General features: G+C 67.8%; 23 protein-coding genes. 8 read left to right on the forward strand and 15 right to left on the reverse strand.

Annotated elements, in window-relative coordinates; genetic code table 11:
• Nucleotide 1: 1 nt before the first annotated feature.
• Complete coding sequence (locus L2Z93_RS04225) at nt 2–355, reverse strand: Rv1152 family transcriptional regulator (protein ID WP_090589278.1); 354 nt, start codon at nt 353–355, stop codon at nt 2–4.
• A 38-nt stretch (nt 356–393) separates the two neighbouring features.
• On the opposite strand from L2Z93_RS04225, the gene L2Z93_RS04230 reads away from it, so the two are divergent.
• Nucleotides 394–1,137: an SIR2 family NAD-dependent protein deacylase gene (locus L2Z93_RS04230; protein ID WP_090589279.1), complete on the forward strand. Its 744-nt coding sequence runs from the start codon at nt 394–396 to the stop codon at nt 1,135–1,137.
• A gap of 34 nt (nt 1,138–1,171) precedes the next feature.
• Here the strand turns inward: L2Z93_RS04230 and L2Z93_RS04235 are convergent, their stop codons facing one another.
• Both L2Z93_RS04235 and L2Z93_RS04240 read right to left on the reverse strand, forming a co-directional pair.
• Nucleotides 1,172–1,993, reverse strand: coding sequence for a class I SAM-dependent methyltransferase (locus L2Z93_RS04235; protein WP_090589280.1), 822 nt, complete (start codon nt 1,991–1,993; stop codon nt 1,172–1,174).
• An 11-nt stretch (nt 1,994–2,004) separates the two neighbouring features.
• The gene (locus L2Z93_RS04240) at nt 2,005–2,523 is read right to left on the reverse strand and encodes a DUF1697 domain-containing protein (protein ID WP_090589281.1); all 519 of its coding nucleotides are present in this window, start codon (nt 2,521–2,523) and stop codon (nt 2,005–2,007) included.
• 71 nt (nt 2,524–2,594) lie between these two features.
• Here L2Z93_RS04240 and L2Z93_RS04245 point away from each other — a divergent pair, with 71 nt between their 5' ends.
• A complete protein-coding gene (locus L2Z93_RS04245) occupies nt 2,595–3,038 on the forward strand; it encodes a PPOX class F420-dependent oxidoreductase (protein ID WP_090589282.1) in 444 nt (147 codons plus the stop codon).
• 12 nt (nt 3,039–3,050) lie between these two features.
• On the opposite strand, the gene L2Z93_RS04250 is transcribed toward L2Z93_RS04245, so the two are convergent.
• The 4 genes from L2Z93_RS04250 to L2Z93_RS04265 form a co-directional block, all read right to left on the reverse strand.
• On the reverse strand, nt 3,051–3,224 hold the full coding sequence (locus L2Z93_RS04250; RefSeq protein ID WP_090589283.1) for a DUF5302 domain-containing protein: 174 nt from the start codon (nt 3,222–3,224) through the stop codon (nt 3,051–3,053).
• Nucleotides 3,211–4,560: an acyltransferase family protein gene (locus L2Z93_RS04255; protein ID WP_090589284.1), complete on the reverse strand. Its 1,350-nt coding sequence runs from the start codon at nt 4,558–4,560 to the stop codon at nt 3,211–3,213. The genes L2Z93_RS04250 and L2Z93_RS04255 overlap by 14 nt, the downstream gene beginning before the upstream one ends.
• Nucleotides 4,561–4,652: 92 nt before the next feature.
• Complete coding sequence (locus L2Z93_RS04260) at nt 4,653–5,231, reverse strand: HhH-GPD-type base excision DNA repair protein (protein WP_090589285.1); 579 nt, start codon at nt 5,229–5,231, stop codon at nt 4,653–4,655.
• A gap of 9 nt (nt 5,232–5,240) precedes the next feature.
• Entirely contained in the window at nt 5,241–6,041 is an 801-nt protein-coding gene (locus L2Z93_RS04265; protein ID WP_370745839.1) for a class I SAM-dependent methyltransferase, read from the reverse strand.
• 533 nt (nt 6,042–6,574) lie between these two features.
• Between L2Z93_RS04265 and L2Z93_RS04270 the strand changes: the two genes are divergently transcribed.
• Genes L2Z93_RS04270 through L2Z93_RS04280 form a run of 3 tightly spaced genes read left to right on the forward strand, consistent with a single transcriptional unit; the run spans nt 6,575 to nt 9,464 of the window.
• Entirely contained in the window at nt 6,575–7,231 is a 657-nt protein-coding gene (locus L2Z93_RS04270; RefSeq protein WP_128111805.1) for a hypothetical protein, read from the forward strand.
• 50 nt (nt 7,232–7,281) lie between these two features.
• Complete coding sequence (locus L2Z93_RS04275; protein WP_090589287.1) at nt 7,282–8,229, forward strand: Rv1157c family protein; 948 nt, start codon at nt 7,282–7,284, stop codon at nt 8,227–8,229.
• Entirely contained in the window at nt 8,226–9,464 is a 1,239-nt protein-coding gene (locus L2Z93_RS04280; RefSeq protein ID WP_234786159.1) for a mannosyltransferase, read from the forward strand. The genes L2Z93_RS04275 and L2Z93_RS04280 overlap by 4 nt, the downstream gene beginning before the upstream one ends.
• Here the strand turns inward: L2Z93_RS04280 and L2Z93_RS04285 are convergent.
• Nucleotides 9,418–9,711 (reverse strand): 4a-hydroxytetrahydrobiopterin dehydratase, encoded by a 294-nt coding sequence (locus L2Z93_RS04285; RefSeq protein WP_090589288.1) that lies wholly within the window; start codon nt 9,709–9,711, stop codon nt 9,418–9,420. The genes L2Z93_RS04280 and L2Z93_RS04285 overlap by 47 nt on opposite strands.
• 25 nt (nt 9,712–9,736) lie before the next feature.
• On the opposite strand from L2Z93_RS04285, the gene L2Z93_RS04290 reads away from it, so the two are divergent.
• Nucleotides 9,737–10,123 carry a (deoxy)nucleoside triphosphate pyrophosphohydrolase gene (locus L2Z93_RS04290; RefSeq protein WP_090589289.1) on the forward strand — a complete coding sequence of 129 codons (387 nt, stop codon included), beginning with the start codon at nt 9,737–9,739 and terminating at the stop codon, nt 10,121–10,123.
• A gap of 9 nt (nt 10,124–10,132) precedes the next feature.
• Here L2Z93_RS04290 and L2Z93_RS04295 read toward each other — a convergent pair whose 3' ends face one another.
• The 3 genes from L2Z93_RS04295 to L2Z93_RS04305 form a co-directional block, all read right to left on the reverse strand.
• Entirely contained in the window at nt 10,133–11,848 is a 1,716-nt protein-coding gene (locus L2Z93_RS04295) for a BCCT family transporter (RefSeq protein ID WP_090589290.1), read from the reverse strand.
• 241 nt (nt 11,849–12,089) lie between these two features.
• On the reverse strand, nt 12,090–12,356 hold the full coding sequence (locus tag L2Z93_RS04300; protein WP_090589291.1) for a hypothetical protein: 267 nt from the start codon (nt 12,354–12,356) through the stop codon (nt 12,090–12,092).
• Nucleotides 12,357–12,402: 46 nt separating this feature from the next.
• On the reverse strand, nt 12,403–12,570 hold the full coding sequence (locus L2Z93_RS04305) for a hypothetical protein (RefSeq protein WP_090589292.1): 168 nt from the start codon (nt 12,568–12,570) through the stop codon (nt 12,403–12,405).
• A gap of 51 nt (nt 12,571–12,621) precedes the next feature.
• Between L2Z93_RS04305 and typA the strand changes: the two genes are divergently transcribed.
• Together typA and L2Z93_RS04315 are read left to right on the forward strand one after the other, a co-directional pair.
• Nucleotides 12,622–14,526: a translational GTPase TypA gene (gene typA / locus L2Z93_RS04310; RefSeq protein WP_090589293.1), complete on the forward strand. Its 1,905-nt coding sequence runs from the start codon at nt 12,622–12,624 to the stop codon at nt 14,524–14,526.
• Nucleotides 14,527–14,578: 52 nt separating this feature from the next.
• The gene (locus L2Z93_RS04315) at nt 14,579–16,414 is read left to right on the forward strand and encodes an ABC transporter family substrate-binding protein (RefSeq protein WP_090589370.1); all 1,836 of its coding nucleotides are present in this window, start codon (nt 14,579–14,581) and stop codon (nt 16,412–16,414) included.
• Between the two features lie 72 nt (nt 16,415–16,486).
• Here L2Z93_RS04315 and L2Z93_RS04320 read toward each other — a convergent pair whose 3' ends face one another.
• The 4 genes from L2Z93_RS04320 to L2Z93_RS04335 all read right to left on the reverse strand — a co-directional run bounded on the left by L2Z93_RS04320 (nt 16,487) and on the right by L2Z93_RS04335 (nt 20,378).
• Nucleotides 16,487–16,906, reverse strand: a complete 420-nt coding sequence (locus L2Z93_RS04320) for a cupin domain-containing protein (protein WP_090589294.1) — start codon at nt 16,904–16,906, stop codon at nt 16,487–16,489.
• 517 nt (nt 16,907–17,423) lie between these two features.
• Nucleotides 17,424–18,335: a hypothetical protein gene (locus tag L2Z93_RS04325; RefSeq protein WP_128111806.1), complete on the reverse strand. Its 912-nt coding sequence runs from the start codon at nt 18,333–18,335 to the stop codon at nt 17,424–17,426.
• Nucleotides 18,336–18,643: 308 nt separating this feature from the next.
• Nucleotides 18,644–19,309: a hypothetical protein gene (locus L2Z93_RS04330; RefSeq protein ID WP_090589296.1), complete on the reverse strand. Its 666-nt coding sequence runs from the start codon at nt 19,307–19,309 to the stop codon at nt 18,644–18,646.
• A 91-nt stretch (nt 19,310–19,400) separates the two neighbouring features.
• Nucleotides 19,401–20,378, reverse strand: coding sequence for a hypothetical protein (locus L2Z93_RS04335; RefSeq protein ID WP_128111807.1), 978 nt, complete (start codon nt 20,376–20,378; stop codon nt 19,401–19,403).
• Nucleotides 20,379–20,430 lie beyond the last annotated feature (52 nt).

The raw sequence follows: 20,430 nt of genomic DNA on the forward strand, positions 1-20,430 counted from the left end.
GCTACCGGAACGCGGCGTCCAGATAGCGGTGGGCGGCCTCGCGCCCCAGGCCGACCGACCGGGCGACGTCCGCGAACTCCTGGGCGGCCTCCGACATCGCGGCGTCGGCGGGATCCATCCGCGCGACGAAGCTGCCCTTGCGTCCGCGGGTTTCCACCAGGCCCGCGGACTCCAACTCGCGATAGGTCCGCGCCACGGTGTTCACCGCCAGCCCGAGCGAGGACGCCAGGTCGCGGACCGTCGGCAACCGGGTGCCCGGCGTCAGCCTGCCGTCTCGGATCGCGGTGACGATCTGCGCGCGCACCTGCTCGAACAATGGCGTCGTCCCGGTGCTGTCTACCCGAAGCCACTCCATCCGACAAAGTATGTCGTGCGAGCCGCTATTTTTGGGGAGTGAGAATTGCGGTGCTGTCCGGCGCGGGAATCTCCGCCGAGAGCGGAGTGCCGACTTTCCGTGACGACCGCAACGGGTTCTGGTCCAAGTACGACCCCTATGAGCTGTCCTCGACCGACGGCTGGAAGAACAATCCGGAGCGGGTGTGGGCCTGGTATCTGTGGCGGCATCACCTGGTCCTCGATGTCGAACCCAACGACGGGCACCGGGCGATCGCGCACTGGCAGGACATCGCCGAGGTCACCGTGATCACCCAGAACGTCGACAATCTGCACGAACGCGCGGGCAGCAGCGATGTCCAGCACCTGCACGGAAGTCTCTTCGAGTTCCGCTGCGACACCTGCGAACGGCACTTCGGCGACCCGATGCCCGATATGCCGGAGCCGCTGCACGAAGTTGCGCCGCCGCGCTGCGGCTGTGGCGGCCTGATCCGGCCCGGCATCGTGTGGTTCGGCGAAAGCCTGCCCGACGGCCCCTGGAACGCTGCCGTCGACGCCGTCCAGCGCGCCGACCTGATGGTGGTCGTCGGAACCTCCAGCGTCGTCTACCCGGCCGCCGGGCTGCCGGACCTCGCTCTGTCGCGGGGGATCCCCGTCATCGAGGTCAACCCGCTGGCGACGCCGCTGTCGGAGTCGGCCACGGCCGTCGTGCGGGAATCCGCGGGCGTCGCGCTGCCGACCTTGCTGCAGCGCCTGGCCGCGGCGGGTTCGCCGAGCGAGGAACGCGCTCGGAAGAGCAACTAGCTGGCCGCACTATCGGCCGCTTTTGCGACAGGTTCTAAGCGAACTCGAGCAGCACCGTGAGCGGCCGCACCGGGTCGAGGATGCTGTGCGACCGGCTCAGCGCCCCGGCGAACCCGCCGAACAAGCCGCGCCCGAGTTCGGCCGGAATCTCGCGGACGACGCGTACCCCGGGGACGTCGACGAGGCGGGCCACCTCCGCCGGGCTCAGCGTGAACGGCATCCCCGGCAGGGTGTAGCGGCGGGTTGGTCGCAGCCAACCCCGATTGGCCAGCCCGGTGAACCACCGCGGCGCGAGGTCGAACATCAGCCGGCCGCCGCGGAAGCGCTTGGCGCACTCGGTGATCAACGCCATCGACTGCTCGGGCTGGAGATACATCAGCAGGCCCTCGGCGGTGACGAACGCGCCGTTGTCGGTGTCGACGCGGTCCATCCAGCTGTAGTCCAGCGCCGACTGCGCGCACAACTCCACCCGATCCGAGGCCGGCAGCAGCGCACGGCGCAACTCGACGATCGGCGGCAGGTCGACGGTGAGCCAACGGAACTGCGGGTCGTCGATCGCGGTGTCGAGGCGCCAGAAACTCGTCTGCAATCCCTCGGCCAGCGCGACCACGGTGGCCTTCGGAAAGTCCTGCAGGTATTCGCGGGTCTGCCGGTCGAAGGTCTTCGACCGGATGGCCATGTCCTGACGTGGGTTCCCGAAACGGGTGAAGTCATAGTCGATCGACGCGAGCAGATCGACGGCCACCGGGTCGGACAGGATCGTGTCGGGTCGTTGCGCTTCACGCGCCCGGGAGTGCAGGGTCAGCAGCGCGGTCTCGGAGACGCCGGTCAGATCGGCGCGGGCCTTGGAAGTCATCCCCTCCGACCCTACCGACTCAACATCTTGACCAGGGTGCGCAGATTCCGGGTGGTGGTGCAGGACTTGTAGCGGGACTTGCCCATCGTCTTGCCGATCGTCGACGCCAGGGTCGCTCCTCGCGGGGTTTGCCAGTAGAGCACCCCGTCGCCGCGGGCGATGCGTTCCTGCGGGCCTGCGGTCAGCTCCGCGAGTTCGTCGAGGATCTCGGCGTCGGAGACGAAGGTGACGTAGGAGTGCGTGTCGTCGACCTCCCGGGTGAACGGGAACCCGGCGTCGATGTCGGCCAGCGTGTCGAGGTCGTAGACCAGCGCGTAGGCGTCGTAACCGAACACCCGGCCCAACGCCTGCTCGACGCCCGCGCGGACCGTGGCGGCGTCGTCGTCGGAATCCAGGAGGACGTTCCCGGTGGCCAGCACGGTCTTGACGCCGGAGAATCCGACGCCGGTCAACACGGTGGCGACCTCCGCCATCTTCAGGTTCACCCCGCCGACGTTGACGCCGCGCAATAGGACTGCATATCTGGTCATCGGCTGCTCCCGAGTTTCCGGCACTTTCCAACACGGTAGTGGCGACCGCGGCCGGTCAGTAGGCTCGCTGCATGAGCCGCGACGTGTTCGACGACAAATTGCTGGCCGTGATCTGCGGGAACTCGCTCGGGGTGCTGGCCACCATCAAGCGCGACGGTCGGCCGCAGCTGTCCAACGTCGCCTACCACTTCGACCCGCGCTCATTGACCTTCTCGGTGTCGGTGACCGAGCCGCGGGCCAAGACCCGAAATCTGCGTCGCGATCCGCGGGCCTCGATCCTGGTGGACGCCGACGACGGCTGGGCGTACGCGGTGGCCGAGGGGGAGGCGGAACTCAGCGCGACCGCCGCCGACCCGCACGACGACACCGTGGCGAAACTGATCGAGCTGTACCGGCAGATCCACGGTGAGCATCCCGATTGGGACGAATACCGCGAAGCGATGGTCACCGACCGTCGGGTGCTGCTGACCCTGACGATCAGCCACCTGTACGGCATGCCGCCGGGGCGGCGCTAGACCGCGGTACCGCTAGCCGCTCTTGCGGCGGAAGGTCCGCTTGTTCTCCACCGGCCCGTGCGCCTTGGACTGACCGGCGCCGCCATCGCGGTGCGAGGTGCCCGAATTCGCCTTGTCGTTCTTGCGTTCCAGCGCCTCGCGGAACTTGCGCTGGGACTCCGGCTCGGGCGTCTCATGCTTTGCCATACGGCACCTTAACGCGATCGACGACGGCGGCGCGAGACGTTTTCCCCCGCGCGCCACGCGTCGGGCGGGCCAGCAGCCGAGCGCCGATGAGCGCGGCCAGCATGACGGCCACGCAGTACAAGCCGTCGTCCTTGAGCCCCCATCGAACCGACAGCAGCGTCGCCGCGCCGGCCACGCACAGCAGGGTTCCCACCGCGGCGCTGCGCGGTCCGGGTCCGTCGACCACGCCGCCGTCCCAGCCGGGCAGCGGATTGTTCTCCAGCGGCCGCAGCACCACGAACAGTGCCCCGACCACCGCGATCATCAACGAGATCTGCACGATGCTGAGCACCAGCAGGTTCGGCTCGCTGGGGTGACGGGGGAATCCCGCGTAGTCGAACGCCAGGTGGGTCAGCAGCAACGCCGGCATGTGCCACAGGTACAACGTCATCGCGCCGGAATTGCCGATCGCCGCGAACTGCCACACCCGCGGCCGCCGGGCCCAGCGGTTGATCGCCGGAGCGGCGGCAATCGCGAACGCGCACATGGCGATTGCGTGCCCGGCCATCAGCAGCGACGGCGGCGTCATGTTCGGCAGCCGCATGCCCTCGATCCCGACCAGGCTCAGCTCGTAGGGGCCGAAGCGCAGCAGCGCCAGGTCGACGGTGAGCATCGCGATGCCCAGGGTGAGCGCCTCGTGCGGGTTGAGCAGGCCGCGGCGGTAGGCCACCCCGAACATCCCTGGGATCAGCCAGACGGTCAGGTTCAGGAAGCCGAGGAGCTCCATGCCGGGGGTGTGCACCCGGATCGCGTCGACCACGGCGATGCCGGCGTAAACCGCGCCGACGCCGACGGCCAACCGTGGCAGCGTGGTGACCTTGGCGAGCACCGGGGTGGCAGCCAGCACCAGCACGTACGCGCCGAGGAACCACAGCAGCTGGGTGGACACTCCGGCGATCGGTTCGTAGACGCGGCGGGGGAGCAGCGGATACAGCACCGCCAGGCACACCGCCCAGAAGGCCAGGTAATAGAACACCGGCCGGAACAGCCGGGTGCAGCGTTTGAGCAGGAACCCACCCCAGCTGTGGTGGGGTTGCCAGGAGCTGACGCTGGCGGCGGTTCCGGCGAAGAAGAACAGCGGCATGATCTGCAACACCCAGGTCAGGGCCTGGAACACCGTCGAGGTGGTGAGCAAATTGTCCCAGACGAAGACCTCGTCGACGATCTTGGAGGTGGCCATGATGGTGTGGCCGAGCACCACACCGACCAGTGACACGATGCGGATGACGTCGATGGCGCGGTCACGACCCGGCGGGGTCTGCGCTTCGACGTCGGCGGGAGTGGGGAAGATGGGCATACCAGGGAACCTATGGCGGGGCGGACTAGGTATTACTCCCTAAGTGTGCGCCTCATCATGTCGAGGCGTCGGCGCCAATTTCGCCTCGGGCGTCAGCTCTTGGCGGCCTTGGCTGCGGCCTTCATCTGCTTCTTGTAGGCGCGCACCTTCTCCAGCGAGCCCTGATCACGCACGTCGGCGATGGACATGAACGCGTCGGGGTTACCGTAGTCGCCGGCCGCCTCCTGCCAGCCCGGGGCGGTCAGGCCGCGCTGCTTGCCCAGCAGCGCCAGGAAGATGCGGGCCTTCTGGTCGCCGAATCCGGGCAGCGCCTTGAGCCGCTTGAGCACCGTCTTGCCGTCCGGGTCGCCGTCGGTCCAGATGCCGGCGGCGTCGCCGTCGTACTCATCGACGATCACCCGGCACAGCGCCTGCACCCGGCCGGCCATCGATGACGGGAACCGGTGCACGGCCGGTGTCTGCGCCATGATCGCGGTGAACTCCTCCGGGCTGGCGTCGGCGATCTTCGCCGCGTCCAGCCCGCCCATCCGGTCGGCCAGCTTCTTCGGCCCGGCGAACGCCACCTCCATCGGGATCTGCTGATCCAGCAACATCCCCAGCAGCAGCGCCAGCGGATCGTCGGTCAGCAGCGCGTCGGCGGCGGGATCTTGGACGAGATGCAGTGTGGCCACCGCACCAGACTAGGACGGTTTACGGGCGATGACGCAGATAGCCGAGAGATTGTCGCGGTTCTTTCGGAACGTCTGGCGCATCCCGAGCACGCGGGCGCGGGCGTCGGAATCGCGGATAACGTTGCTGACGAATTTCAGCGTCCGCAGCGGGCCCTCGTCGGAGATGATCCGCTTGGGTTCCAGCAGCGCCATCGGCAGGAAGGACACCTCGGCGACCTCGAAGCCCGCCTCGGTGAGCAGGGTGCTCCATTCGGTGTGCGTCAGCGGCCGGGCGTTGACTTTGATCGCACGCGCAAGAGCCTGGCGCACTTCGGTTTTCACGTCGTCGGAGACGTTGTCGGGGGTCAACGCGAGTTCGTGAACGCAGTACCGGCCGCCGGGCCGCAGCACCCGGAACGCCTCGTTGACGATGTCGGCCTTGCGCGCGTCGGTCTGCATGGACAGCATCGCCTCACCGATGACGACATCGGCGGTGGCATCCGGCAGGCCGGTGTGGTCGGCCTGGCCGATGATGACCTGGCCGCGGTCCCCGACGACGGAGCGGCTGAGACCGGCGGCGTCTTCGTCGGCCTCGACGCCGGTGTACGACGAGGGACCCGCGGCGATGATCTCGCGGGCGGTGCGGCCCAGGCCCGGGGCGAATTCGACGACCTGTGAGCCGGACAGGCCGGCGTTGGCGAGCATGCGGGTCGTCATCTCGCGGCCTCCCGGGCGCAGCACGCGCTTGCCGAGTCGGGCCAGCAGCCAGTGCCCCGGGAGGTGGTCGGCGTCGCGGTCGGACATGGGCAGGGCGGCGTCATTGGCGGCCATCGTCATCACTCCTTGTGAACGTGCGAATTAGGCCAGCCTTCCTTATCTTCTCGGCAGGTCGCCAGGGCCTTGCGGTGCGCAATGGAAGGTCCGAGGTCCCTTGGGGTGATCGACCAGGTGGCGCACGAGAATCCCCACGAACGGCCAGTTTCCGCACAAGCGCCTGGTGAGCGGCCAGGTAGCGCACGAAGACGGCTGCGAGCGGCCACCTGTGGCACATTGCGGTCGCCGAGCGGCCAGGTAGCGCGCGAGCGCTCCTTGGTGTCCGCTTCGCGCAGGGCGATCCTGGGCTTTTGTGTACTTTGTTGGCCGCTCGCGCCCTGGTGGGCCGTTCGCGAAGGAAAATGTGCGCCGCCTGGCCCACTCGTGGCCCGGTGGCCGAACTGGCGTGGCTCGTCGCTCGCGGGTGGCTTGGGTCACCATCCCTGTTCGCTTCAGTAACGGTCGAATAAATGCCACACGTGTCACTTGAGTCCCACCAGTAACGCCGTAGCTTCGGCGACAGGCCACCACAACTACCGATGGGAAAGTCAATGTCACGAGTGAAAACCCTGTTCGCCGGGTCCGCCATGCTGGCGGGAGTGTCGGCCGCTCTGCTGAGCGCCGGCGCCGCCCAGGCCGACCCCGCGCCGGCCCCCAGCATCCCGAGCATCCCCGGCGTGCCGGGCATCGAGGCGGTGCAGCAGCTCGTGGATCCGGGCAAGGCGCCGCAGCTGCTGCAGGCGCTGGGCCAGACCCTGACCAGCGCGACCAGCACCACCGCCACCACGCCGACCACCCCGGCCGCCACCACCCAGGCGCCGCTGGTCAACCTGCCCGGTGTGACCAGCCCGGTCAGCACCGTCACCACCCCGACCACTCCGGCGCAGACCCTGCCGGGTCTGAGCTCGCTGCCGGGCCTGGGCACCACCGCGACCACGCCGGTGGCGACCACCCCGGACGCCACCGCGGCCAACCAGCTCGCCAACGCCAACCTGATGCCGTCGGCCGAGATCAATGTGCCGCAGGTCCCCGGTGTCCCGGTGCCGCTGCCGCAGAAGGTGAACGTCCCCGGTGACCTCGGCACCCTGATGCCGATCGCCAACCAGGTCACTCCGGCCACCACGCCGGCGGCGACCACCCCGGCGCTCACCCAGACCGCCCCGGCGGCGACGGGCAGCCCGCTGAACATGATCGCCGGTCTGCCCTGATCGCGCGTTAGCGGATAACCCAACCAGCACAAGAGGATTGGACTAAACCGATGTCACGGACCAGGAACCTGCTCGCCACCACCGCGGCAGTGATCGGCTCCTCGATGGCGCTCGTCACGGCCGGTGTCTCACACGCCGACCCGACCGCGCCCCCGGTGAGCAGCGAGCAGGCTCCTGGCCTGCCGGCCATGCAAAACCTCAGCCCGATCATCCAGCAGGCCGCCGCCGACCCCAGTGGCGCGGCGAGCCTGCTGATGTCGGCGGCGCAGGTGTTCATCGCGAACAGCAAAGCGCCGGAGCAGTCCAACAATGTCGCCAACGCGGTGATGAACGTCGCCGCCGAACCGGTCCAGCCGGTGGCGCACCTCGGCGCGCCCGGCGCGCCCGGCCCGCAGGCCATCCCGCATGTGATCCCCGAGGGCATGGTCGCCGGCTCCGAGAGCCACCTGCCCCCGGGCATCGACCCGGCCAACGCCGTCGGCCCGGTCGAAGAGGCCCCCGCCGAGGCGCCGGCCGAACCGCTGGCCGCACCCGAGGTCGTCCCGGCCGCCGTCGCCACGCCCGACGGGCAGCCCGCGCCGCCGGCGGACTTCCCGACCACACAGGACTTCATGTACCCGTCGTTCGGCAACGCCTGCCTGGCCGACGGCGGATCGCCGATGGGTCTGGCGCTGTCGGTCGCCGGCCCCGCGACGCTGCCCCCGCCGGGCCCCGGCCCGGGGCAGATCGGCTACGTGTTCACCGCGATGGGCGCGCCGAAGCTCGCCGAGCACCAGAAGCTGCCGCTCAATGTCACCTGGGTGAACCTGTCCACCGGGAAGTCCGGCAGCCTGACGTTGCAGGGCAACCCCGAGGTCAACCCGGACGGCCCGGCCACCCTCACCGGGGTCGCCGACACCGGCGCGGGCAGCATCATCACCACCATCTTCGGCGGCGTCACCACCGTCGACGGCCAGTGCCAATTCCAGCCCACCATCGGCTCGGCGGTGGTGCCATAACCACCGGGGCAACCAGCGGACGGGCCGATCGCCGCACACTGCTGCTGCGGTCGGCCCCGTTGCTGTTGGCGCTGAGCATCGCGGCGCGGTTGGCCTGGACCTACCTGCTGCCCAACGGCGCCAACTTCGTCGACCTGCACGTCTACCTCGGCGGCGCGGCCGCGCTGAACGAGCCGGGCACGCTCTACAGCTACGTCTACGCCGATCAGACGCCCGACTTTCCGCTGCCGTTCACCTACCCGCCGTTCGCGGCGGTGCTGTTCTATCCGCTGACCCTGCTGCCGTTCCCGGTGGTGGCGCTGGGCTGGACGCTGGGCATCATGGCGTGCCTGTACGGCGTGGTGCGGCTGAGCCAACGGCTGATCGGCCTGGCCGGCGGCCAACGCAGCGCCATGCTGTGGACCGCGATCGGCATCTGGACCGAACCGCTGCGCAGCACCTTCGACTACGGACAGATCAACGTCCTGATGGCGCTGATGGTGCTCGCCGCCGTGTGTTCCACCCGGAACTGGGTCTCCGGCCTGCTGATCGGCGTGGCCGCCGGCGTCAAACTCACGCCCGCGGTGTTCATCCTGTACCTGATCGGCGTGAGACGTTGGGCGGCAGCGATTTTCACCGTCCTCGCGTTCGGCGCGACGATCGCGCTGTCCATCGCGGTGGTCGGGCAGCAGGCCCGCTACTACTTCACCGATCTGCTCGGCGACGCCGGTCGGGTCGGGCCGATCGGCACGTCGTTCAATCAGTCCTGGCGCGGCGGCATCTCGAGGATCCTCGGCTACGACGCCGGCCTCAGCGCCCCGGTGCTGATCGCGCTGGCCGGCACCGCGGTGCTGGCGTGGCTGGCCTGGCGATCACTCGCCGACGCGCCGGGAGAACCAGACCGGCTGGGGCTGCTGCTGGTGGTGGCGCTGTTCGGGCTGCTGCTGTCGCCGATCTCCTGGACCCATCACTGGGTGTGGCTGCTGCCGCTGCTGATCTGGCTCTGGCAGGGCCCCTACCGCTACCTCGGCGAGGCGCGGGCGGTCGGGATCGGGTGGCTTGCGCTGATCGTCGTCGGCGTGCCGTGGCTGCTGAGTTTCGCGCAGCCGAGCATCTGGGAGATCGGCCGGCCGTGGCACCTGGCCTGGGCCGGACTGGTCTACATCGTCGCGACCATCGCGACGCTGGCCTGGATGGCGAGCCTGCGGCTCAGGAATCCAGGCGCGAAACGATCCTGTCGATATCGCGCGCCATAGCGACATCCTTATCGGTGATCCCGCCCTCGGAATGCGTCACCAACGCGAAAGTCACGGTGCGCCAACGAATGTCGATGTCGGGGTGGTGGTCGGCGGTCTCAGCGGCCTCGGCCACCTGCCGCACCCCTTCGATACCGGCGAGGAACGACGGGAACTTGATGGAACGCCGAAGCGCACCGTCGGAGCGGGACCAACCGTCGAGTTCGGCGGCAGCGGCGTCTGCTTGTTCATCGGATAACACGGCCATACCCGACGGTATACCGTTGCCAGCTGTGGCGACACGGATCGTGGTGGCGGGCGCGCTGATCGCCGACGGAAGATTGCTGGTCGCCCAGCGTGCCCGCCCCGTGGAACTCGACGGGCTCTGGGAACTGCCCGGCGGGAAGGTCGCCGACGGCGAAACCGACGGGCAGGCGCTGGCCCGGGAACTGCGCGAGGAACTGGGCGTCGCCGTGGCGGTGGGGGAGCGACTCGGCGCCGATGTGGCGCTGTCCCCTACGCTCACGCTGCGCGCCTACCGGGTGACCCGCCAAGACGGCGACCCGCATCCGCACGATCACCGCGCGCTGCGGTGGGTGGACGCCGCCGAACTCGACGAACTGGCCTGGGTGCCCGCCGACATCGCTTGGCTGCCGGCGCTGCGCGAGGCGCTGGGATGACGTCGCGCGCTATTCGGCGTCGCGCTCCAGCGGATCGGTCGGCTCGACGATCACCAGCTCTCCGGTGTCCTGAGACACCTCGATGTCGCCAGGCGCCACCCGGCGAACCTCGACCAGCCCGGCCAACGTCGCCGAGCTGTCGGACAGCGAATGACGCGCCGGATGGTGGACCGGAAGGCTCTCCGGGGCCTTGATGTGCATCAACCGCGGCGTGGTGGCCAGGTCGTAGTGGAAGGCCCGAGTCATCGAGACGCAGGCCAGCACCATGATCACCGAGAACGGCACCGCGGTCGCGATCGACGCCGTCTGCAGCGCGGTCAGGGAACCCGCCCCGCCGACGATCAGCAGCACCGCCGCGGCCAGACCCTCCAGCACCGTCCAATACACCCGGGTGGCCTTCGGCGGGTCGAGGTGGCCGCCGGAGCTCAAGATATCGATCACCAGCGATCCGGAATCCGACGAGGTGACGAAGAACAACCCGATCACAATGATCGCCAGCACGCTGGTGATGGTGGCCAGCGGCAACGTGTTCAACAGTTGGAACAGCGAGGTGTTGGTGTCGACGACCTCGGTGGCGACGCCGTCGACCTCGCCCGGAACCAGCATGTCGCCGACGTTGCGCTGCCGCAGGATCGCCGAATCGCCGAACACGGTGAACCAGAGCGAACCGATGACCGTCGGGACCAACAGCACTCCGGCGACGAACTCGCGGATGGTGCGGCCGCGGGAGATCCGGGCGATGAACATCCCGACGAACGGCGCCCAGCTGATCCACCAGCCCCAGTAGAAGATGGTCCAGCTACCCAGCCAGGTGCCGTCGGTGAACGGGCCCGTCCGCAGCATGAGCTCGGGCAACGAGTACAGATAGTTGCCCATGTTCTGCACCCAGGCCTGCAGCAGGAAAAGCGTCGGCCCGGCCAGCGCCACGAACAGGGCCAGCGCGGCCGCCAGTGCCATGTTGATGTTCGACAGCCACTTCAGGCCGCGCCCGACGCCGCTGACCACCGAGTAGGTGGCCATTCCGGTGATCACCACGATCAGCCCGACGATCCACCAGTTGTTGATCTGGATCCAGCCCAGGTAGTCCAGCCCGGCGGCGATCTGCGTGATGCCGAATCCCAGCGAGGTCGCCACGCCGAACAGCGTGCCGACGATGGCGATGACGTCGACGGTGTGGCCCATCCAGCCTTCGACCCGCTTGGCCCCGATCAACGGCTCCAGTAGCCAGCGGATGGTCAGCGGCCGGCCGCGGCGATAGGTCATGTACGCCATGCCGAGGCCGACGACGACGTAGATCGCCCAGGCGTGCAGGCCCCAGTGGAACATGGTGAGCGCCATGGCCTGATTTGCCGCGGCGTCGGTGGCGGCTTCGACCCCGAGGGATCTCGGCGGGTTGATGTAGTGCGAAAGCGGTTCTGCCACACCGTAGAACACCAGGCCGATGCCCATGCCCGCGCTGAAAAGCATTGCCAGCCAAGCCATGAAGCTGAACTCCGGCGACTCGTCGTCGTTCCCGAGCTTCAGGGTGCCCACGCGCGACGCCCCGCAATAGATGGCGAAGACGACGAAGCCGGTGGTGACCAGCACGTACCACCAGCCGACGCCGTCGGTGATGAGCGCGTTGAGCTCGCCGAATGCGCCTGCGGCAGCGGATGAATAGATGACGGCGAGGGCGACCAGCCCGACGATGATCAAGGATGCGGGGACGAACACCGCCGGTTTCACGCTGTGCCAGCGTGGCCGCGGTTCATCCGTTGTTCGGTTTTCGTCCTGCGATCGGGGCTCGTCGCGCGTGCTCACGAGTCCTCCTCATCTTCATCATGGTCACGTGTGCCAGATCAGTTCTGGTGCTGGAGGTCGAAGTCCGACCATACCGCGGCGGATCGATGAGGCAGTCGGGTATTGCGGGCACGGCTGAAATCACCGCCCCGCCGGGGGTCGGTGATTTGCTGGCCGCGTCAGGACTTCAGTAGTGCAACGGATCGCGGCGGATCCGGATGGGCGCCGCGCGGTGCATGGCCGCGTAGAGCGGGTGCAGCAGCGCGGGATGCCGACAGTGCACGCAGTCCTCGACCGGCCCCTGCTGCGCGGAGCCGGTCAGGTGATGGCACGTTCGGCAGTGCACCATGTGGAATCCGCCGACCCAGTTGGCCAGGCCCAGGAAGATTCCGACGATCGCGATCGCGCCCACGGCGACGATTGCGGCTATGCCCAGGACTTCGAATCCGGTCATTTCGACACCTCCAGCCGATACCTGTGATGGTACCGCCGGTACCGGGTCAGTGCTTGCGCGCGCTTTTGAAGACCCGGACCAGGTCCTTGTCGGAAGCTCCCGCCTGCTGTGCCTTGTGCACCTTGTGCAGCACCACCGGGCAGCGTTTGCACCGCGGCTTGGACCGGCAGCACTTCTTCTTGGGCTTGAGCCGGGCGAACTTCGGTGTCTTCACTGGTGGAGCGTCTCGTTTTCGTGATCAGGGTCTGCGCTGCGACAATGAGCCGTGACTTCTGCTTCCAACTTTAGAAACGTCGCCATCGTCGCTCACGTCGACCACGGCAAAACCACCCTGGTGGACGCGATGCTGCGGCAGTCCGGCGCCCTCGTTGAGCGCGGTGACCTGCAGGAACGCGTGATGGACTCCGGCGACCTGGAGCGGGAGAAGGGCATCACCATCCTGGCCAAGAACACCGCGGTGCATCGCCATCACCCCGACGGCTCGGTGACTGTGATCAACGTCATCGACACCCCCGGACACGCGGATTTCGGCGGCGAGGTGGAGCGCGGTCTGTCCATGGTGGACGGCGTGGTGCTGCTCGTCGACGCCTCCGAGGGCCCGCTGCCGCAGACCCGGTTCGTGCTGCGCAAGGCGTTGAGCGCGCACCTGCCGGTGATCCTGGTGGTGAACAAGACCGACCGCCCCGACGCGCGGATCGCCGAGGTGGTCGAGGAAAGCCACGACCTGCTGCTGGATGTGGCCTCCGACCTGGACGAGGAGGCGCAGGTCGCGGCCGAGAGGGCGCTCGACCTGCCGACGCTGTACGCCTCCGGCCGGGCGGGCATCGCCTCGACCACCCAGCCGGCCAATGGTGAGAACCCGGACGGGGAGAACCTGGACCCGCTGTTCGACGTGCTGCTGGAGCACATCCCGGCTCCGTCGGGCAATGCGGAGGCGCCGCTGCAGGCGCTGGTGACCAACCTCGACGCGTCGGCGTTCCTGGGCCGGCTGGCGCTGATTCGCATCTACAACGGGCGGATCCGCAAGGGCCAGCAGGTGGCCTGGATGCGTGAGGTCGACGGCGTCCCGGTGATCACCAGCGCCAAGATCACGGAACTGCTGAGCACCGTCGGCGTGGAGCGCACGCCCGCCGAGGAGGCCGTGGCCGGCGACATCGTCGCGGTCGCGGGCATCCCGGAGATCATGATCGGCGACACGCTGGCCGATCCGGACAATGCGCACGCGCTGCCGCGCATCGCCGTCGACGAGCCGGCGATCTCGGTGACCATCGGCACCAACTCCTCGCCGCTGGCCGGCAAGGTGTCCGGGCACAAATTGACCGCGCGGATGGTCAAGTCGCGACTGGACACCGAACTCGTCGGCAACGTGTCGATCCGGGTGGTCGACATCGGCCGCCCCGACGCCTGGGAGGTGCAGGGCCGTGGCGAACTGGCGCTGGCGATCCTGGTCGAGCAGATGCGCCGCGAGGGCTTCGAGCTGACCGTCGGCAAGCCGCAGGTGGTGACCCGGATGGTCGACGGCAAGCTGCACGAGCCGTTCGAGGAACTCACCATCGACTGTCCGGAGGAGTTCGTCGGCTCGATCACGCAGCTGATGGCCGCCCGCAAGGGCCGGATGGAGCAGATGGCCAACCACGCCGCCGGCTGGGTGCGGATGGACTTCGTGGTGCCCTCGCGCGGCCTGATCGGGTTCCGGACCGACTTCCTGACCGAAACCCGCGGCACCGGCATCGCCAACGCGGTTTTCGAGGGCTACCGGCCGTGGGCCGGCGACATCCGGGCCCGGCACACCGGCTCTCTGGTGTCGGACCGATCCGGGCAGGTCACCGCCTACGCGATGATCCAGCTGGCCGACCGCGGACAGTTCTTCGTCGAGCCCGGCCAGGAGACCTACGAGGGCATGGTCGTCGGGATCAACCCGCGCGCCGAGGACCTGGACATCAACGCCACCCGGGAGAAGAAGCTGACCAATATGCGGTCCTCCACCGCGGATGTGATGGAGACGCTGGCCAAGCCGCTGACGCTGGATCTGGAGCAGGCCATGGAGTTCTGCGCGAGCGACGAGTGCGTCGAGGTCACCCCGGAGATCATCCGGGTGCGCAAGGTGGACCTGGACTCAAACACCCGGGCGCGCAACCGGAACCGCGCCAAGCAGGGGGCCAAGGCCTGACGGCCGATATCCTGATCCCGTGCCGACCGCCATTCGCCGTGTGCTGAGCGCCATGGCAGTGCTGTCGCTGCCCCTGGTCGGGTCGTGCGCCGTCGACCCGCCGCCGGCGCCGCAGAGCACCGAGACGACGACGGTGATGCCGCCGCCCAAGCCCAAGGCGACGCAGATCATCATGGCGATCGACAACATCGGGCCCGGGTTCAACCCGCACCTGCTCTCGGATCAGTCGCCGGTGACTGCGGCGATCAGCTCGCTGGTGCTGCCGAGCGCGTTCCGGCCGGTTCCCGACGCCGAGTCGGCCACCGGTTCGCGTTGGGAGATGGACCCGACGCTGTTGGTGTCGGCGGAGGTCACCAACGACGACCCATTCACCGTCACCTACAAGATCCGGCCCGAGGCTTCCTGGACCGACAACGCCCCGATCGCCGCCGACGACTTCTGGTACCTGTGGCGGCAGATGGTGGCCCATCCCGGCGTGGTGGACCCGGCCGGCTACGACCTGATCACCGGGGTGCAGTCCATCGACGGCGGCAAGACCGCGGTGGTGACCTTCTCCCAGCCGTACCCCGCGTGGCGGGAGTTGTTCGCCGATCTGCTGCCGCAGCACATCGTCAAGGACATCCCCGGCGGATTCGGAGCAGGCCTGGCGCGGGTGCTGCCGGTGACCGGTGGCCAGTTCCGGGTGGAGACCATCGACCCGCAGCGCGACGAGATCCTGCTGGCCCGCAACGACCGGTTTTGGGGCACCCCGGCGGTCCCGGACCTGCTGCTGTTCCGGCGGGCGGGATCGACTGCCGCACTTGCTGATTCGATCCGCATCGGCGACACCCAGGTGGCGCAGGTGCACGGTGGGGCGGCGGCCTTCGCGCAGCTTTCGGCGATCCCCGATGTGCGAACCAACCGGATCATGACGCCGCGGGTGATGCAGATGTCGCTGCGGGCGGAACAGCCTCAGCTGGCGGATCCGTTGGTGCGCAAAGCGATTCTGGGGATGCTCGACACCAACCTGCTGGCTGCCGTCGGCGCAGGCAGCGACAACACGGTGACGCTGGCCCAGGCGCTGGTGCGCGCGCCGTCGGATCCGGGGTATGTCGCGACGGCCCCGAAACAGCTCACCGCCGACGGGGCGATGGAGCTGTTGGAGCAGGCCGGTTATACGAAGGACACCGAGTCCTCGGCCCCGGCGCCGGACACCATCCCGACCCGCGGGCGCATCGTCAAAGACGACCAGCAATTGGCGCTGGTGATCGGGGCGGCCTCCAACGATCCGACGTCGGTGGCGGTGGCCAACACCGCCGCAGACCAGTTGCGCAACGCCGGAATCGACGCGTCGGTGAAGGCACTGGACCCCGTCGCGCTGTACGGGGACGCGCTGGCCACCAACAAGGTCGACGCGGTGATGGGCTGGCATGCCGCCGGGGGAGACCTGGCCACGGTGCTGGCCTCGCGCTACGGCTGCCCGGCGCTGGAGGCGACCCCGGTGTCCACGACCGGTGTCCCGCCGACCACCTCATCGGTTCCGAAGCCGGCGCCGCGAACCCCCGCGACAACGCCCGCGCCGACGCCCACCCCGACCACCGCCGTCACCACCGCGCCGACCTCGGCGCCGGAGTCCGGGACATTGGTGCAGGCCCCGTCGAACCTGACCGGGATCTGCGACCGCAGCATTCAGCCGAGCATCGACGGCGCGCTGGACGGATCACTGGAGATCGACGACGTGCTCACGCAGGTGGAGCCGAAGCTATGGGAGCTGGCCACCGTGTTGCCGATCCTGCAGGACACCACCATCGTCGCGGCCGGCCCGTCGGTGCAGCACGTCAGCCTGACCGGCGCGATTCCGGTCGGCATCGTCAGCGGGGCCGGCACCTGGGCCAAGGTTCCGCAGTAGCTCGATAGCAAAGCGCCGCAACAGCAAAGCGCCGCAACCCTTTTCGGGCTGCGGCGCTTTTGGAATGGCCGGTCAGACCATGTCGGTTTCTTGCGGGTCCGCGCAGGCGTCGGCGAAGGTCTCGTGCCGGGTGCCGGGCTTGTGCTCGGGCGGGCCGTAGAGCGAGTACAGCTTCAGGTCCTCATCACCGATGTTGATGATGTTGTGGAACTTGCCGGCCGGGATCAGCGCGATCCAGTCGTCGCCGACGGTCTCGTCGAAGGTGATGTCATCCTTGGCCGGACCCATCACGACCTGCGCCTTACCCGACTCGATACGGATGAACTGGTCGTGGTCATCGTGGATCTCGCCGCCGACGACGCCGCCGGGCGGGATGCTCATCACGGTCAGCTGCAGGTACTTACCGGTCCACAGGGTGTCGCGGAAAGCGGTGTTGCCCAGCGTCGCGTCCTCGATATCGGTGACGAACGGCTCGGGTCCCTTGTCAGTCATGGTCACTCTCCCCAGTGTTGCTCGGCGTTGAACGCTTTTAACGCTATCAATCTTGCAAGCGCTTTCCGGCCGCCGACCAGCACTTATTCGACTGCCAAAGGTCACTTTTGGTAGGGATGGGCTTTGGTCTCCGTAGTGGTTCTCTCACTGCTCGCGAGCGTGCGCGGAAGTTCGATTTTGGCCGCGAGGGTGCACTGAGATTCGTTTTCGGCGGCGAGGGTGCACGTAGGTCGGGATCCTCCGGCGAGGGTGCGCGGAGATCCGCAAATCCGCTGGACGGTGCGGCCCTACACGCACCCTCGCGCCTGAAATCTGACCTGTGTGCACCCTCGCGGCCGAATCTGACTCTGAGTGCACCCTCGCGAACGAGCACGGCGGTGAACGCGCGCTCGCGGACCCGCTGCAACACCACACGCTCGCGGACCCGCTGCAACACCATCGGCCATTCTGAATACAGGCGCGACAGGCGGTGGCCCTCCCGGGTTGAGCGGAAGGGCCACCGTTGTTCGGCTGGGGCTCAGGGCTTGTCGTCGCCGAGCGCCTTGCGGACCGTCTTGCGGATGCTGTCTCCTGCTTTGCGGACCTCTGTCCGAAGGTTATCCGCCGCATCACGGAGTGGTTTGACGACGTTCTTCTGAAGCGAACGTCCGACACCGGTCTTGTTCAGCTCTTTGTCGACGGCGGTTTGGAAGGCTGCGCGTTGGTTATCCATTGCGTCTCGAACGTTGCCGAAGGCACCGCCCAACTGACCGTTGGGGTCGTTGCCGAACAGAGATTGCCGAGTTGCCCTATCGTTGACCCTCAGCTGCTTCAGAATTTCCCCGGGCTTCTTGTCCCACTTGACGCTCTTGTCCTCAAGCACGTTGACAATTTGCTTCAGGTCCGCGGCTGGACGCTCGGCGACTGTGAGTATGGCATCCTCAAGGTTGTTCCTTGTCTGCACCGTATTACGCAGCGTCGCAGCTTCAAGCTTGCGATCCTTCCCGTCCAGATCTGCCGCGATCTTCAGAACTTTGATATCCACGCTTTTAATTCGGCCCTGTTGAAGGATTCTCCCTGCGATTGCCGGGGCTCCGACCACCGCATACGTGACCGTGGTGGCGGGAGCCGTCTCGAATGCGCCCTCCAACAAGTTCCCGACCGCCTGCGCTGATTCCCAAGTGCGCTCGGGTGCTTCGGACACGCCCTCCCAGTACCACTCGACATGCTTCAAGAAGTCCTCGACAACACCAGTGAGCGCGACGTCGCGCTGCTGCGTCTGAACCGAAGCCGCCGGGATGACGACCACCTCGTCGGAGGCGGTGTTCAGTGGTGAGATGGGTGCGAGAGCGACGGCGGCGGCACTGGCCGTCGCGATTCCCGCGGTGAGAAATGTTCCAACAGCCGATTTCATGATTCCCCCTAGAAGCTGAAGCTGTTTGGTTGACACAGCGAAAGCTACCTGAGAAATGACTGAGCTAGAAGAGATGGAGCTGTAATAAACAGCGCCCCGAAGGCTGTTTATTGAGAACGCAACGATTCGTATTTTCGTTTGAAAATAAGCCCGATTACTGGCGTTTGGCCTGCAGTTTTTCGGAGCGACTCCAGCCTGCGCAATCGATCCTCAACCAACCGGTTTATTGCTTGAAAATGAAAACACCGCTCCCGAATCTCGCCACAATCGGGGATGAAATTCGTCGCAGCCGAATCGGGCGTTCCCGCGGCGTCGTGTCGGGGTGAAACCCCTGGTTGCGGGGGCTACTCGCCGGAATCGGACTCCTCGGCAGGCGCCTCTTCGGCGGTGGCCTCGGAGTCACCGCCTTCCTCGGTAGCGGCCTCCTCGCCGGTGGATTCCTCACCGGATTCTTCACCGGTCGACTCGTCACCGGTGGATTCCTCCGCCGGCGCCTCCTCGACGGGTTCCTCCTGCGGGTACTCCTCGCCGGCGAACTCGTCTTCACCCGCGGCCTCCGGGGCGGGAGCCTCACGGCTCAACCGGAACGGCGCGGACAGGCTGCCGGCCTCGGTGCCCTCGCAGCTGCCGTCGTAGGAGAAGCCCAGCTGACCCTCCAACGACGTCGCATCCCAGGAGTAGGTGACAAACCCCGGCACCGCGGCGCCGTCGTCGCAGACGATCGCGTCGGGCCGCTGCACCTTCATGGTCCAGTAGCCGACCGCCCAGAATGCGTCCGCCTCGAACGGCGCGGATTCGGCGCTGCCGCCGTCGGTGATTCGCACACAGTGGCTGGGCCCCGGATTGGCGGCGCCGTCACACGGCCGGACGACCCAGGCCGTCGGGTCCATGCCGCGGACCTTGAGGAAGTACTGCCCGTTGAAGTCCTCTGCGGACGCCGGGGCGGCGACGGTCAGGGACGCCGCGCCAATCAGGCCGGCGAGAGCGAGCGTGCGAATCGTCTTGGCCATGTGTCTACCTCCGAAGAATCGGGGTCGAGTATGGCACGGCCAACGGCGCTGCGCAGGGTGAAGTCCCGCGCGGCAGCGACGCAGCCGGAGGCTATTCGCTCTTGTCGACGGTGGCCGTGCGCTTCGGGGTCAGCTTCTCCAAGACCCGCTTGACCGTCTTCTCCACCTTGTCGACGGCGCCGTTGACCCGGTCGACGATCTTGGTCGCCGCCTTCGACGATTGCGACTGTTGCTTGTCGGCGTCCGCGCCCGCTTTCGCGTTCGCGGCCGGAATCCCAGACTCCCCGTTGCTGGCGAGGTCACGCCGCTTGCCGTTGGGCTTCTGGGCGGTGCCCTCGCTGATGGACGTCGGCTCGGCGCTCGGTGGCGTCAGGCCCCCCGTATTGGTCTCCAACGCGCCCTGTCCGGTGTTGGTGTCCCCTCCGGTGTTCGACGGGCCGTCGCTCAGGTCCGTCGTGTCGGGATCGGCGTTTCCGGAGTCGAAGTCCCCGATGTCTGGTGTGCCTGGGGGGCCGGAAAGCGTCGGTCCGGTCTGGGCGCCGGGGTCTTCGAATGTCGCGCCGGGCGGCGGCTGCGGGGTCTCCGGCTCGATGCCGGCCACCAAATCGAGGAGGTTGTCGACGTCGTCGCCGCTCTTGGGGCCGGCGTCGGAAATCGCCAACCCCGGGGGTGTGCCCTTGCGATGGTGATCCTCGGGTCGCTGAGGGCCCTCGGCCAGATTGCTGAGCACGGCTGACAGGTCGTCGGGAGCGGAGGCGTCGGGCCCGCGCAGCTCCTCGACGACGGCGGCCGGGATCTCGCCGGACGGCGGGGAGGCCAGGGGGTAACCCTGCTCGCCGTTGGTGTAGCCGGAGTTTTCGGTGACGGTTCGGATCAGATCGGCGGTCTCGGAGTCCAGGGACGCCGGATCGTAGACGGCGGTGCGTTGCGGGATCGCGACTTCATCGTTCTTGAGCGCGGTGAACGGCAGGGCAACGATGGCGCCGCCGACGGCGAGCGAAACCCCGGCGGCGGCGAAGGCGCGCAGTTTCTGCTGCATCGGCCCCCCAGGCGTCGGTCGCTCGGTCAAACCTTCACTGTACCTGAGGGAACCCTGAGAAGAGAACTTATGTTTTGCGGAG

Origin of the sequence: Mycolicibacterium brumae, assembly GCF_025215495.1 — a bacterium.
Classification (GTDB): Bacteria; Actinomycetota; Actinomycetes; order Mycobacteriales; family Mycobacteriaceae; genus Mycobacterium; species Mycobacterium brumae.

What these genes read in the sequence shown, in the direction of transcription:
- L2Z93_RS04225 (WP_090589278.1), bottom strand. Translation starts at nt 355, where the DNA reads ATGGAGTGGCTTCGGGTAGACAGCACCGGGACGACGCCATTGTTCGAG.
- L2Z93_RS04235 (WP_090589280.1), bottom strand. Translation starts at nt 1,993, where the DNA reads ATGACTTCCAAGGCCCGCGCCGATCTGACCGGCGTCTCCGAGACCGCG.
- L2Z93_RS04240 (WP_090589281.1), bottom strand. Translation starts at nt 2,523, where the DNA reads ATGACCAGATATGCAGTCCTATTGCGCGGCGTCAACGTCGGCGGGGTG.
- L2Z93_RS04245 (WP_090589282.1), top strand. Translation starts at nt 2,595, where the DNA reads ATGAGCCGCGACGTGTTCGACGACAAATTGCTGGCCGTGATCTGCGGG.
- L2Z93_RS04250 (WP_090589283.1), bottom strand. Translation starts at nt 3,224, where the DNA reads ATGGCAAAGCATGAGACGCCCGAGCCGGAGTCCCAGCGCAAGTTCCGC.
- L2Z93_RS04255 (WP_090589284.1), bottom strand. Translation starts at nt 4,560, where the DNA reads ATGCCCATCTTCCCCACTCCCGCCGACGTCGAAGCGCAGACCCCGCCG.
- L2Z93_RS04265 (WP_370745839.1), bottom strand. Translation starts at nt 6,041, where the DNA reads ATGGCCGCCAATGACGCCGCCCTGCCCATGTCCGACCGCGACGCCGAC.
- L2Z93_RS04270 (WP_128111805.1), top strand. Translation starts at nt 6,575, where the DNA reads ATGTCACGAGTGAAAACCCTGTTCGCCGGGTCCGCCATGCTGGCGGGA.
- L2Z93_RS04275 (WP_090589287.1), top strand. Translation starts at nt 7,282, where the DNA reads ATGTCACGGACCAGGAACCTGCTCGCCACCACCGCGGCAGTGATCGGC.
- L2Z93_RS04285 (WP_090589288.1), bottom strand. Translation starts at nt 9,711, where the DNA reads ATGGCCGTGTTATCCGATGAACAAGCAGACGCCGCTGCCGCCGAACTC.
- L2Z93_RS04300 (WP_090589291.1), bottom strand. Translation starts at nt 12,356, where the DNA reads ATGACCGGATTCGAAGTCCTGGGCATAGCCGCAATCGTCGCCGTGGGC.
- L2Z93_RS04315 (WP_090589370.1), top strand. Translation starts at nt 14,579, where the DNA reads ATGGCAGTGCTGTCGCTGCCCCTGGTCGGGTCGTGCGCCGTCGACCCG.
- L2Z93_RS04320 (WP_090589294.1), bottom strand. Translation starts at nt 16,906, where the DNA reads ATGACTGACAAGGGACCCGAGCCGTTCGTCACCGATATCGAGGACGCG.
- L2Z93_RS04330 (WP_090589296.1), bottom strand. Translation starts at nt 19,309, where the DNA reads ATGGCCAAGACGATTCGCACGCTCGCTCTCGCCGGCCTGATTGGCGCG.